This is a genomic window from Amphritea atlantica, from assembly GCF_900111095.1.
GTDB lineage: Bacteria > Pseudomonadota > Gammaproteobacteria > Pseudomonadales > Balneatricaceae > Amphritea > Amphritea atlantica.
In genome coordinates, this window is record NZ_FOGB01000007.1 from 176,790 (window position 1) to 190,654 (window position 13,865).

A 13,865-nucleotide genomic window follows, 5' to 3' on the forward strand; every position below is an offset into this window, starting at 1 on the left:
TATTCCGAGTCTACCTCTCTTCTGCACCTCCTCCTGCTACCCCTCTTTCAGTTTGCAGAAAAGTGCAGTCATCAGCCAGATAGACCCCATCAGAGAAACAAAATCCCCCCTGAAATCCTCTGCTCTGCCCCCCCCATAAACTGCAATATCCTTCAGGAATAAAGAGTGATATCGAGATCTGCCAAAGCGCTTCAGGCTTATGAGTTTCAGCCAGTAGGTGCAGGGACGCGTTACGCCTCTTTTCTGCTTAATGCATCAGAACACTCGCTATGCACTGACAACCCCCTTCGGCTTTACGAGCAAAACGCGCCACACACAAAAAAACAAAATATGTATTATGTATTAATAATACGGGCTCTGGTGTCTTTTTATTAACGACTTTGCGCATTAACGACTTTACTCACTAGTAACAGAATAATAATATACTGTTTAAATATACAGTAAAGTGTTCGTTTTGCTATGGCTATTACATTACTGGGGCGCTATCTGCGCCCCGCTTCATCTGTTGCGTTACCGTTGTTTATGCACTCAGTGACGGCGGGATTCCCTTCGCCAGCGCAGGATTACATTGAAAGAACCCTGGATCTGAATGAGCTTTGCATTCGCCATCCGGCGGCAACTTACTTTGTGCGTGCCGAGGGCGACTCGATGCAGGGAGCTGGCATATTTTCCGGCGATATTCTGGTGGTGGATCGCTCACTGAAAGCGGTGGATGGCGATATTGTGATCGCCTGTGTCAATGGCGAGTTTACAGTGAAAGAGCTACGCACCCGCCCTGCACTGCAGCTGGTGGCGCACAATCCAGCTTACGCTCCGATCCATTTTGGCCCAGACAGTACGCTGGAGCTGTTTGGTGTAGTAACGACCGTAATCCACTCTGTGCGGCAGCGAGGCTAGTTATCCGGTGTTTGCCCTGGTCGATTGCAATAACTTCTACGCCAGCTGTGAACGGCTGTTCCGGCCTGATCTGCAGGGGCGCCCCATCGTTGTGCTTTCCAATAATGATGGTTGCGTGGTGGCCCGAAGTGCTGAAGCGAAACGACTGGGCATTAAAATGGCGGTGCCGCTGTTTCAGGTGCAGGAACAGATTGATCGGGAAAATGTAGCGGTATTCTCCTCCAACTATGCACTTTATGGCGATATCTCAGCCCGGGTAATGACCGTTCTGGAACAAGAAGCGCCCGCAGTAGAGATCTATTCAATTGACGAAGCATTCCTTGATCTGACCGGACTGGAAACCCACTTTTCGCTGGTGGAATATGGATTGCAGTTAAAACAGCGGGTCTATCAATATACCGGCATCCATGTTTCAGTGGGTATCGCACCGACCAAAACCCTGGCAAAGCTGGCTAATCATGCCGCCAAACAGTATCCGGCCACACAGGGAGTGGTGGATCTGAGCGACCCTCTGCGACAGCGGCGCTTGCTTGGTTTGTTGCCGGTACAGGAGGTCTGGGGAGTAGGAAGGCGCTTATCAAGCCGCCTTGAGCAGCAAGGGATCAGCACTGCGCTGGCTCTGGCAGACAGCAATACCGCCTGGATTCACAGCCACTACTCTGTCACTCTGGAACGAACCGTACGAGAGCTCAATGGTCAGCCCTGTATGGAGCTGGAAGCGTGTCCGCCACCCCGCCAGCAGATACTCTGCAGTCGCTCATTTGCCCACCGCATAACAGAGTTTAACGATATGCGCTCGGCTATCGCCCAGTATGCAGCACGGGCCGCAGAGAAACTGCGGCAACAAAAGAGTCTTGCCAGAGTGGTAACGGTGTTTATCCGCACTAATCCTCATAGTCAGTATGAAGGGTTCTACAGCAACAGTGCCAGTCGGATTCTGAGCGTCCCCAGTGCTGATTCCCGGCGATTGACAGCCACTGCGCTCAGATTACTGAAGTCGATCTGGCGGCCGGGCCATCGCTATATGAAAGCGGGTATTATGCTGTCTGATCTCTACCTGCCGGGGCACTTCCAGCCCTCTCTGTTTGATGCGCCGGAATCACCTGCAGTGATGCGGCTGATGCAGGTCGTCGACAATATCAATCAATGCAGTCCGGGACAGGTCCGCTTTGCCGGAGAACTGCTCAGCAGCGGCTGGCAGATGCAGCGCAACCATCTTTCTCCCGCCTACACGACCCGCTGGGATCAGTTACCAGTGGTCCGGGCATGAATACGATATGGTTTTGTATCAATATACCTGGTCACTTACTCATGCGCCTGAATATATAAAAAGCTGTCAGCAACTATATAGACGACTGAGAAACCAGGTGCTATACCGGTTAAGGCTAAGGATATAAAAAAAACCGGCTGACGGGTGTCAGCCGGTTCGATTCAATGAACTCGTCGAAGAATCATCAAGCAGGTTCTGTACGCAGCCCGTGCCAGATACAGTAACACATCGAAACGGTCACGATGGCGAACGGGAAGCCCGTAGCGATCGCCAGTGCCTGCAGAGAGCCCAGTCCACCCCCCAGCAGCAATGCGATAGCGATCAGGCCCTCAAAGCTGGCCCAGAAAACACGTTGCGGCATCGGAGCATCGACCTTACCACCGGCACATATAGTGTCGACAACCAGTGAACCTGAATCAGAGGACGTTACAAAGAATACCAGCACCAGCACAATGCCAACGACTGAAGTAAACATAGGCAACGGCAGTAGCTCAAGCATATGGAACAACGATAGTTCCGGCGTCCAGTTGGCGATAGTTTGCTGCACGCCGGTGTAACCGTCATTAACCAGTTGGCTTATCGCAGTGCCACCGAACACGGCCATCCACATAACACAGGCAAGCGTCGGTATTAGTAATACGCAGATAATAAACTCACGAACAGAGCGCCCCAGTGATACCCGTGCGATAAACATGCCTACAAAAGGTGACCAGGCAATCCACCAGGCCCAGTAAAAGGTGGTCCAGCCGTGGAAGTAGTACCCATCATCACGGCCCACCCAATTGGAGAGCGCTGGCAGGTTAACACCATAGGCGACCAGTCCTTCGACAAAGATCCCAAGGATGCCGGAAGTAGCACCAAAGATGAGCACAAACAGGAACAGTGCAAGTGCCAACAGCATATTGGCCTCAGACAGTATTTTTACGCCGCCATCAAGACCGCGGACAACGGAAGTGATCGCCAACCCGGTTACGACGATAATAATCGATACCTGAAGCTCGATGGTGGCCTCAATGCCAAACACGTAGTGCAAACCGGCAGCCGCCTGTGACGAACCATAACCGAGCGATGTTGCCAGACCCGCCAGTGTCGCCAGTGCGGCCAGGGAATCCAGCAAGTGGCCCGGCCAGCCCCAGACCCGCTCCCCCAGAATCGGGTAGAAAGCGGAACGGATCGTCAGTGGCAGCCCCTTGTTGTAGGCAAAGATACCCAGAGCGAGCGCGACAACGCTGTAGCATGCCCAGGGGTGTAGCCCCCAGTGAAAGATAGTTGAAGCCATACCCAGTTTGATGGCGGCATCAACTGTAGCTGCGTCGGCGACATTACCGTTGGCATCCAGGATGCCGGGCTGGTTAAAGGAGGGGGTCAGCGAATGATTCAGTGGTTCAAGTACGCCATAGAACACCAGACCGATCCCCATGCCAGCGGCAAACAGCATCGAGAACCAGGCCGGATAGGAATATTCAGGGGTAGCACTTTTTCCGCCAATCTTGATCCTGCCCAGCGGCGAAACAATAAGGTACAGGCAGAAGATCACGAAGATGTTCATGCTGATCGCGAACACCCAGTCAAACTGAGTCGTTAGCCAGGGGCGCAGCGCGCCGAATATATCAGCCGCTATTTTATCGAATATCAGACAGAACAATACCAGGGCGATAACCGAGCCTGCTGTGAGTGCGAATACGGGGTTGTGAATGTCGACCTTGAGGGGGCCGATGCTGGGTTGGATGTTGTCCTGGCCGATGAGATAGTCGGTATCTATTTCCGCAGACGGTGCTGCAGGAGTTTGAGGTTCAGATGACATAGTCATTTATTCTCCCGGATTGTATAGCACTTATATTCGGCCCATTGGCCCGAATTTGCTCCTTGTTCCCGAATTACCTGACGACGAAGACAGATATTTGTGAATGAGACGCCAGATGGCCTCCGTGTGAGCCCGTCAGATGGTCAGCAAAACTGGGCAGGTGTGACGCCACCACCACCAGATCAGCACAGATGGTTTCTTCTGCGTGTTCCAGTACAAGATCGAGTTCGACAGCCGGATCATGAGAAATGAGAGTATGGGGCTCAGCATTGATGTTATTAGCGGATGCCTGTTCTTTCGCGAATGCCTTTAGTTTCTCAGCATACTCTTCGGCGTTATGTGCAATTTCGCTCGGCAGAGCCGATGTTACACCCACATAGTGCACTTTAGCTCCGTAGTGTCTGGCGAGGTCCGCGGCAACCTTTAACGCCTTATCGATCTGATCGATATGGGCCAGGCTAACCGGAACCATAATATTTGAATACATGATCGCCTCCTGATTTTCTTTGTAAGGATGGTTCCTGTATTCGTGCTGTTATCGCGCTTCAGCAGCAACAGCGAGGCGTAATAAATCGATACCTCTTTTGGTTGAATACCCTTAACGTATTACCTTAGTAGGCATGTCTTGCCTTTGTCAAACGACCCCTCTAGCGCAATCAGGCCGCTATACGAGTGGTTGCAGCAGGATAAAATTACTGAATTGTGGGGCTAAGGCTCTGAAGTTTTGACGCAATCATGTGGGCTGGCCGCTTTTCCCTGTGCAACAGGTTGATCAACTGTCAACGGGATAGAGCTGTCACTTTTATCAGCCCGGCCCGAGGGATATTATGCGTGCTGTCTGATAATCAGCTCGCCTGCCTATACCACCGCAAAAATAAGTTGGATACAATGATAAAAAGATTAATATATAAATAAAACAATATGATAAAAGATTATATTAATGCTTTTTGGAGGACGTATGTACCATAATAGCGGCTCTGATAACGCGTTTCTTGAGTATTTTGAAACGTATGTAATAAAACCAATACTGTCAGTTTTTGTCAGCATGTAGGCTATACTGCAGCTTTATTTTAGAATGGAATTAATCCGTGTCCCGCTCTGAACGCCTACTTAAACTGATCCATCTGTTGCGTAGTTATCGCTATCCCGCCCCTGGTTATCAATTGGCGGAAACGCTGGGCATCAGCCTGCGAACACTCTATCGTGATATCGCCAGCTTGCAGCAACAGGGTGCCAGTATAGAGGGAGAACCGGGGCTGGGTTATGTGCTCAAGCCTGGTTTTATGCTCCCTCCCCTGATGTTCACCGAGGAGGAGTTAGAAGCGCTGGTATTGGGCTCCCGCTGGGTGGCAAGTCGCACTGATTCAGAGCTGAGTGAAAGTGCCCGGAGCGCGCTGGTGAAAATCGCCTCCGTTCTGCCAAAGGATTTGAAAAATTCACTGGATGAAAATACTCTGCTTATCGGCCCATCAAAACAGCCTGCAACAGCAGAACCAGCGGAATTTTCACAGATTCGCCAGGCGATCCGCACAGAACAGAAAATCACCATTCGCTACCTCGATCTGAAAGAGCAGGAATCAATCCGGACGATCTGGCCATTTGCTCTGGGCTATTTCGATAGTCTTCGGGTGTTAGTGGGATGGTGCGAGCTGCGTCAGGCCTTTCGTCACTTTCGTACCGATAGAATTTTACAGTTTGAAATGTGCGCAGAGCATTACCCCCGCCGCCGGCGACAACTGTTGAGTGAGTGGCGAAAAGCGGAAGGTATCACTTGATAACAGGCATTGAGTCACACAGTTCTGTACAGTAACCCCTCTACCCTCTGCTTTAAGAAGAAACAAAACACTACTGACAAAAACTGACAGTACCTTTCTGTACTCTGCAGATGTCGGGCATCAGAAGATGCTCCCTCAACTGAATTACACAAGGATACCGTCATGCCAGATAGCAACTTTATTATTCTTTACGTAGAAAACCCATCCCACAGTGTTGAGTTTTACAGCACATTACTGGAGAGATCCCCGATAGAGAACTCGCCAAATTTTGCCCTGTTTGTTTTAGATAGCGGCATGAAGTTCGGCTTGTGGCAGCAACAGGACGTACAACCCGCCATAGAATCACTGGGCGTCAGCGGAGAGATCGCCTTTCCACTGCCTGACAAGGCAGAGGTCAGCCGTATTTACCACCGCTGGCAAGATCGCGGGCTGACAATGATACAGGAGCCCACCGCAATGGAGTTCGGCTATACCTTTGTTGCCCTGGACCCGGATGGCAACCGCCTCAGAGTCTTCTCTCCAGCTGAATCATGAGCCGTAACTGGATTGCTGTTGCTTCAGCAGACCATGTCAGAACGGGCCGCTCAGGTGGGTTTATGCAGGTTTGTCATGGCAAAGCGGCTCCGCTGAAGCGGATCAGTCCGGGGGACCTCGTTGCCTATTACTCCCCAGTGGAGACACTGGGTGATAAAGCCAGGCTGCAGGCATTCACCGGCTGTGGTCGTGTAAAACCGAGGGAGCCTTATCAGGTTGATATGGGCAATGGGTTTAAGCCATTCCGACGGGATCTTTGCTGGTTTGATACCCGGGAGGTGTCGATTCAGCCCCTGCTGGATCGGCTGGAGTTCTCTGCGGGTAAGGAAAACTGGGGCTATCCGTTCCGCTTTGGACTGTTTGAGGTTAGCGAACAGGATATGCACCAGATATGCGTAGCAATGGGGCTCTGATCAATGCGTATCAGGGGCGGGAAATAGCTGTGGCTCCGCCCCTTCTTGCCATTGCTGGTATTTTCTCATGACTTCGATAAAGAGTGACGATTGCAGGTGATAATCCAGCCAGTGTTGCAGCAATGGGTACGGTGCATTGTAAAACCACTCACGATCCACATGGGCAAACTGACGGATGAAGGGAAAGATAGCAATGTCTGCAATACTGCACGACTCACCCACAAGGTAACGGTGCTGTTCCAGCAGGCGTTCAAGTTTAACCAGAGTCGTTTCACACTGCTCACGGTAATAGTATTGCGGATGCTCCGGATAACGCTCAAAGTATTTATAGCGATCCAGATGCTGCTTGAAGACAGCGTCATTCTCCTGAATCAGAGCCTCACTTTGCCATAGGCGATCCGGATCCTCAGCGCAGAGCCAGTTATCCGGATCATTCAATCTTAACGCCCAGCGCATAATATCTCTGCTCTCATCGATCACTCGCCCCTCTTTTTCAGACGAAGCGGGCAATACTAAAACTGGTACGGTACCTTTTGGCGAGGCCTGCAACAGTTCGGCGGGCTTGTTTTTCAATACCACTTCGCGTAGTTCAACCGCTATGCCGCTATGGACAACCGCCAGCCGGGCACGCATGGCATAGGGACAACGGCGAAAAGAGTAAAGAATAGGAAGGTCTGGTGTCATAGCAATAATTGATTAGCTGATTACAAAAAACGCAGTCTACCTGCCTGACAGAAGAAGTCACTTTAAACTGCCATCAACTTATGCAACCATTCCGGCCGATACCTTTTGGCAGGAAATGGAAGTGGAACTACTTAATCTGGATTATCAGGGGCACAACCTGCGCCTGGAAGGCTCGATGGCGGGCTGGCAACTGCTGTACTGGAACAATACCCCGGTTTCCCGGCGGGATGCAGACAGCGGTTTTGACGGTATCAGTGAACACCGCTTTGAGTTGCAGAACGAACAGGGGGAAACGCTGATCTGTCGTCTGGAAACGGAGGTTGAGTGGGACCCGGTCAGGATCGGCTACCGTTTCTTTATGGGCGAGCAGTTGGTTGCCAACGGAGAGCATGGCCGCGAAGCGATGGAGCAAAAAGTGCCTCAGGCGCCGATACGTCAGGAAAAAGCCTCATTCAGCATTGTCGGTCTTGGTGCCCTGAGTCTGAAGTTACTGAAAAGCGCCAAGGTGATCAAGGTGGTGATGGCTGGCGCCAGTCTGGCGGCCTACTCCTGGTTTTTCTCTCTGCCCTTTGCCCTGGCACTGATCTTCTGCCTGGTGGTGCATGAGTATGGCCATATCCGGGCGATGAAACATTTCGGCATGAAAACCAAAGGGATCTATCTGATCCCCTTTGTTGGGGGCCTGGCCCTGAGCGATGCACGTATCAATACCCGCTGGCAGGATGTCTGTATCTCGCTGATGGGGCCATTTTTCGGTTTTGCGCTGTCACTACTGAGCCTGGTCGCCTACTGGGTAACCGGGTCGATGTTTTTTGCCGGATTGAGTGCATTCAATGCCCTGCTGAACCTGTTTAATCTGCTGCCGATTCTGCCGCTGGACGGTGGACATGTATTGAAAAGCATCGCCTTCTCGATGAACTCGCTGGCGGGAATCGTACTCTGTGGTGCTGCGGCAGCGGGCGGTATCTGGCTAAGTTACACTTTTGGTCTGGCGTTACTGGGCTTTCTTCTGATTATCGGCACTGTCGAGGTGCTTTTCGAGTGGCGCAGCCGGCACCATAGCCTACTGTTGCCTCTGGATCGTTATGGTCAGATCGTTTCCGCACTCTGGTATCTATTTACCATCGGTGGGCTGATCGCCATTATCTGGTATTTTCATGGTATGGGCGATGCGCTGTTAGGACTTCCGTTAAAGGTGTTGCAGAGCTAAACTGTTATTTGTTGAGGCCAAAACAAGCAGGCTTCAGAAGCAGTTATCAAGAGCAGCCATGAGTGGTAGATATGAGCGATAACGTTGTCGATATCAATAGTAAGCGGGACGATCTGCGCCACAAGCGTAAAGAGAAGCAACTCAACGAGCTGAAAAGTAAGTTTGAGAAAGCGCTTCCTACCGAAGAGCAGGATCCGAAACAGAAGTTGCTGAGCCTGTTTAAAAAGAAGCCGAAACAATAGATCACTTATCAGAAACGGCAGCCTTTAACGGCTGCCGTTTTACTTATGGGCTATGACATCAGTTGCTTGCCGGCAGCACGGTACTGGCAACCTCGCCAAAACCGATGCGTGCCGCGCCCTCTTTTTCACAGTATCCACGCATCACCACGGTATCGCCATCCTCCAGGAAAGTTCGTTGCTCGCCATTGGGCAGCGTAACAGACTCTTTACCACCACGGCTCAGTTCCAGTAATGAACCGCCCTGCTCATGCTCCGGCCCGGATTGCGTGCCAGAACCAAAAAAATCGCCGGGCCGCAGATTGCAGCCATTCACCGTGTGGTGAGCCACCATCTGGGCAACAGTCCAGTAGGAGTAAACAAAATTAGATTCAGAGAGTTTAGCAGGCTCCTGATTATGGTGGCGCATCTGCTGAGTCTGCAGCAGCACCTCCAGCCTGATATCAAGTGCCCCCTCCTCGCTATTCATTCTGGATGACAGATAGGGCAACGGCTGAGGGTCAGCAGCATCGCGCTTAAACGCTGTCCGGTAAGGTAACAGGGCTTCATTGGTGACAATCCAGGGCGACACGGTCGAGGCAAAGTTTTTCGCCAGAAACGGCCCCAGAGGCTGATATTCCCAAGCCTGAATATCCCGGGCCGACCAGTCATTAAAGAGGCAGTAACCAAACACATGCTGATCACTGTCATCCAGAACGACCGGTTCACCCAGGGCATTGCCCTGGCCGATATAGATGCCGACCTCCAGCTCATAATCCAACCGCTTACAGGGGCCCAGGGAGGGTTCAGCAGCATCCGGGGCTTTGATCTGCCCCTGTGGCCGTTTGAATGTTTGTCCCGAAACATCAATAGAAGAGCTGCGACCATGGTAACCTATAGGTATCCACTTATAGTTTGGCAGCAACGGGTTATCGGGGCGAAACAGGCTGCCAACACGGGTGGCATGGAACACTGATGTATAGAAATCTGTGTAATCACCAATAGTACAGGGCAGACTGTACTCTACCTCACTCTGCGGAATCAGACAGTTTTCCAGGGCCCCCTGCTCTTCGGCGCCTTCACGCAGGCCCCTCGATAGCGCCATACGCAAAGCAGACCAAACTGATCTGCCCAGTGACATAAAATGGTTCAGTGTTGGCTCGGCACATGCTGCTGCGCCCTCCGCCGCAGCACCAGTGAACAGATGCTGGGCGGCGGCAAGATCAAGCACCTGATCGCCAATCGCTACTCCGCCACGGAATGACTCATCAGAACCTTTACGACGAAATTCCGCAAAAGGCAGGTTCTGAATCGGGAAATCGGTATCAGGCAAATTTGCACAGCTCACCCAGCTGCGCAAATCAGGATTATGGGTTTCATTCAGTACAGGCATCACTCACTCTCTGGTGTCATTGTTAAGCAGCGCGCCCTTTTAGATTTTTTTAGCATCAAGGGCTTCACCACGAAGGTCTGATGTTAATTTTTATTATCTGCTTGTACGTTACCAGAAGACAGGCAGGCTTCAATGCCCGGATATAAATTGACTAATTCCAAAGAGTAAAGAATAACTATCAATAGCGCGAAATGGTTACATTAACGAGCCTGATCAATACATCATCTCTGCTCCTGTGATAGCTTTGGCACTAGTTTTACCCGGTAGTTCTGCTTATCAAGGGGAGATATCAAAGGTATCTGCAGGTATAGTTTTTAAATCCAACAGGGTTGGAAACGTTTTTCGAAGGTTAGGGACGTAAGGACATAAGATTGATGTCGGAATCAGTAGTTACTCTGAATACCATTTGCAGCCTGGACGTCTTGCACGCCCACCCGACCGATGCCGCTTTAACGGTCCTGCATCGCATGCGCAAATCTCATGTAAGCTCGATCGTCATTATTGATCAGCGTGAACCGATAGGTATTATCACCGAGAAAGATATCCTCCGCCTGGTCAGCTCTGCTGAAACTGAGCTGAGTGAACTGAAAGCCAGCGATATCATGACATCGCCGGTGAAAACCCTTTACGGGGATTGTGATTTTCAGCATGCCTATGAGCAGATGCAGCGGGAAAACCTGCGCCATATTGTTGTCATCAATCGGGATGGCAGTCTCAGAGGAATAGCGACTGAAACCGATTTTGTTCAACATCTCGGATTTGAATATCTGGCCGAAATCAAGCATGTCGAAGCCGTCATGGAACGGGTGATTATGTTTGTCCCCCAGGATAGTACCCTGCGCTACGCATTCTCAGTAATGAGTGATAAGAAGATCAGCAGTGTTGTGGTAGGCGACAGCAATAATGCCGCAGGTATTCTCACTGAGCGGGACGTTGTCCGCTTGCTGGATGACCAGATAGATCTGAATACCGCCAGAGTCTGCGATTATATGAGCAGACCGGTTGAGTTTATTGGCGTGGGCACCTCTTTGCTGCAAGCCCGGCAAACGATGCAGACAAAACAGATACGCCGTCTACTGGTCTGCGATACGGATGGGCAGGTAATAGGACTCCTGACCCGGCAACACCTGATTGATCGGTTACAAACCCACTTTATCAAAATGATGAGGGATGCGATCAGCCACCTGAATCAAAAACTCGAAAGCAGCCGCAATAAGGTCAATCACTACCAGGGCTTTTTTGAGAACTCTCCCCTCGCCTACCAGTCACTCGACGCCGAAGGCTTTATTCTTGAGGTCAACGCTTGCTGGCGTAAACTGATGGGGTATGAAAAGCGAGAGATCATTGGTACAGCATTCAAACAGCTGCTGGTCGCCGGTCAGGAGGAGAAATTCAGGCACTGCTTTGCCTCATTCTCAAATCATGGATTCGTTGAAAATGTCCATTATCAGCTACGAACCCGGGCTGGAGAGATACTGGATATTCAGTTAGATGGTCAGATAATGCGGGATGAAAGTGGTAATTTTATCCAGACTCATTGCCTGCTGACCAATCTGACTGAGAAACATAAGATGGACTCGCAGCTTCATCTGTTTCGCCAACTGATTGATCAAAGCCATGATGCCCTGTTTGTGATCGATGCAGAAAGTTCCCGCATTCTCGATATTAATCAGGCCACTTGTGATTATCTGGGTTATAAGCGTGAACAGCTGCTTAAAATGTCAATCACGGATATCAGTGATCTATCGTCTGATCTTTCCCGTTGGCGGAAACGTCTGGCTAGTATTGATGCCCGGGGAGGACTGTTTGAGGCAATTCATACCACCTCTGACGGGAGCAAAGTCCCTGTTGAGATCAGCACCACCTTACAGATGATCAATGGTAATCAGGTGGTCCTGTCTACCGTACGTGATATTACCGAACGTAAACAGGCTGAGCTGCGAGCGCGCAATGAGAGCAACTTCCTGCAGGCGGTGATTGATTGTATCGGCGATCCGGTGATGGTTATCGATACGGATTACAAAGTAATCAAGTCAAACCGGGCGGCAAACGATTACTACTTTAACTGCCTCTCCAGTAGCGATAGCTCATGCTATCACATGGTTCATAAACAGGGGGTTCCCTGCGAGCACTGTCCGCTGACAGATGTGATGAGCAGCAGGAAGCCCACCACCCGCATTCATGAGCATACCAGTAAGACCGGCGAAGTCCGGACATTTGAGCTGATGGCCAGCCCACTTTACGATGCCGATGGCAAGCTGGCCGGGCTGGTAGAATCAAGCCGGGATATTTCTGACCATGAGACTATCCGCAAAGCCCTGCTTGATAAAGAGAAGAGCCTTGATTTTCTGGCACATCACGACCCCCTGACCAAGTTACCCAACCGATTACTGTTCGGCGACCGGCTTAAACAGGCTGTACGCCATGCGAAGCGTAATAAAACCGGCGTCGCCCTGCTGTTTATCGATCTGGATGAGTTTAAAGAGATCAACGACAGCTTTGGCCATAATCTGGGCGATCAGTTACTCAAAAAAGTGTCAGAACGACTCAAACACCATGCTCGAGAAAATGACACGATCTCTCGTCTCGGCGGTGATGAGTTTACGATCATTATCGAAGATCTGATGAACGCTGATGATGCGGCTACCATCGCTCAGAACCTGCTGGCCGCATTTAATGAACCTATCGACCTGGATGAGCAGCTACATATCAGCCTCAGTATCGGTATCAGCCTCTACCCAGATGACGCCGAACAGCCAGAAGCACTGATCCGTAACGCCGATACCGCGATGTACCGGGCCAAAACTGCCGGTAAAAACCGCTATGAGTTTTATACTCAGGAGATGACCGATCAGGCCTTTGAACGGTTTCTGATGGTCGGGGCACTGCGTAATGCAATCGAGAATCAGCAGTTCGTGCTGCACTATCAGCCACAGATAGACCTGCGGGATAACAGCATAATAGGTGCAGAGGCCCTGATTCGCTGGAACGACCCGCAAATGGGCACAATTCCCCCCTCCCGATTTATCCCGGTGGCGGAGAAAACCGGAATGATCCAGAACATAGATCGCTGGGTACTTAATACCGTATGCCACAATATTCACCAATGGCAACAACAGGGATATCGGGTGCCACGAGTATCGATCAACATTTCAGCCCGCCATTTTGGTTCTAACATTCTTGCGGATGAGGTGGCGGCAATACTTGATCATCATCACTGTAGCAGTGAGCTGATTGAGCTTGAGATCACCGAAGGTGTAATCATGAACAACCCGAGCCGTGCGGGTAAAGAGCTTAAGCAGCTGCGGGATATGGGGATCCGTCTGGCAATCGACGATTTTGGCACCGGCTACTCCTCTCTGAGCTATCTGAAAACCCTGCCGCTGGATCGATTAAAAATCGATCAGTCCTTTATCAGTGATATTCCCGGAGATAAAAATGATCAGGCGATCTCCAGGGCCATTATTGCATTGGCGAACAGTCTTGGCCTGGAGGTGATTGCTGAAGGTATGGAAACAGAGCAGCAGCGCCAGTTCCTGATTGAGGAGGGCTGCTTCCATGCTCAGGGATTTTTGTTTAGTAAGGCTGTTCCGGAGCACAGCTTTCTGGCGTTGCTGAAAAAGGTCTAGCCAGCCCAGTCCTAACCCCTTAAGCTCTGCACCTTATA

General features: G+C 50.8%; 12 protein-coding genes. 8 read left to right on the plus strand and 4 right to left on the minus strand.

The window, feature by feature from the left end:
* The first annotated feature begins 459 nt into the window (after positions 1-459).
* A complete protein-coding gene (gene umuD, locus BMY09_RS13245; protein ID WP_091359032.1) occupies positions 460-897 on the plus strand; it encodes a translesion error-prone DNA polymerase V autoproteolytic subunit in 438 nt (145 codons plus the stop codon).
* Positions 898-904: 7 nt separating this feature from the next.
* A complete protein-coding gene (gene umuC / locus BMY09_RS13250; RefSeq protein ID WP_091359034.1) occupies positions 905-2,167 on the plus strand; it encodes a translesion error-prone DNA polymerase V subunit UmuC in 1,263 nt (420 codons plus the stop codon).
* A 184-nt stretch (positions 2,168-2,351) separates the two neighbouring features.
* Here umuC and BMY09_RS13255 read toward each other — a convergent pair whose 3' ends face one another.
* Together BMY09_RS13255 and BMY09_RS13260 are read right to left on the minus strand one after the other, a co-directional pair.
* Positions 2,352-3,977: a BCCT family transporter gene (locus BMY09_RS13255; protein ID WP_091359037.1), complete on the minus strand. Its 1,626-nt coding sequence runs from the start codon at positions 3,975-3,977 to the stop codon at positions 2,352-2,354.
* A 67-nt stretch (positions 3,978-4,044) separates the two neighbouring features.
* Entirely contained in the window at positions 4,045-4,458 is a 414-nt protein-coding gene (locus tag BMY09_RS13260; protein ID WP_091359039.1) for a universal stress protein, read from the minus strand.
* 601 nt (positions 4,459-5,059) lie between these two features.
* Here BMY09_RS13260 and BMY09_RS13265 point away from each other — a divergent pair.
* The 3 genes from BMY09_RS13265 (at position 5,060) to BMY09_RS13275 (ending at position 6,693) form a co-directional block, all read left to right on the plus strand.
* Complete coding sequence (locus BMY09_RS13265) at positions 5,060-5,746, plus strand: helix-turn-helix transcriptional regulator (RefSeq protein WP_091359042.1); 687 nt, start codon at positions 5,060-5,062, stop codon at positions 5,744-5,746.
* A 162-nt stretch (positions 5,747-5,908) separates the two neighbouring features.
* Positions 5,909-6,280 (plus strand): VOC family protein, encoded by a 372-nt coding sequence (locus BMY09_RS13270; RefSeq protein WP_091359044.1) that lies wholly within the window; start codon positions 5,909-5,911, stop codon positions 6,278-6,280.
* Positions 6,277-6,693 carry an EVE domain-containing protein gene (locus BMY09_RS13275; protein ID WP_091359047.1) on the plus strand — a complete coding sequence of 139 codons (417 nt, stop codon included), beginning with the start codon at positions 6,277-6,279 and terminating at the stop codon, positions 6,691-6,693. Before BMY09_RS13270 ends, BMY09_RS13275 begins: the two co-directional genes overlap by 4 nt.
* Here the strand turns inward: BMY09_RS13275 and BMY09_RS13280 are convergent, their stop codons facing one another.
* A complete protein-coding gene (locus tag BMY09_RS13280; protein ID WP_091359049.1) occupies positions 6,694-7,377 on the minus strand; it encodes a glutathione S-transferase in 684 nt (227 codons plus the stop codon).
* A 115-nt stretch (positions 7,378-7,492) separates the two neighbouring features.
* On the opposite strand from BMY09_RS13280, the gene BMY09_RS13285 reads away from it, so the two are divergent.
* Both BMY09_RS13285 and BMY09_RS22200 read left to right on the plus strand, forming a co-directional pair.
* Entirely contained in the window at positions 7,493-8,587 is a 1,095-nt protein-coding gene (locus BMY09_RS13285) for a site-2 protease family protein (protein WP_245756584.1), read from the plus strand.
* 71 nt (positions 8,588-8,658) lie between these two features.
* Complete coding sequence (locus BMY09_RS22200; protein WP_175483538.1) at positions 8,659-8,829, plus strand: hypothetical protein; 171 nt, start codon at positions 8,659-8,661, stop codon at positions 8,827-8,829.
* A gap of 58 nt (positions 8,830-8,887) precedes the next feature.
* Here BMY09_RS22200 and fahA read toward each other — a convergent pair whose 3' ends face one another.
* A complete protein-coding gene (gene fahA, locus BMY09_RS13290; protein WP_091359052.1) occupies positions 8,888-10,198 on the minus strand; it encodes a fumarylacetoacetase in 1,311 nt (436 codons plus the stop codon).
* A gap of 374 nt (positions 10,199-10,572) precedes the next feature.
* Between fahA and BMY09_RS13295 the strand changes: the two genes are divergently transcribed.
* Entirely contained in the window at positions 10,573-13,827 is a 3,255-nt protein-coding gene (locus tag BMY09_RS13295) for an EAL domain-containing protein (RefSeq protein ID WP_091359055.1), read from the plus strand.
* The last annotated feature ends 38 nt before the right edge of the window (positions 13,828-13,865 follow it).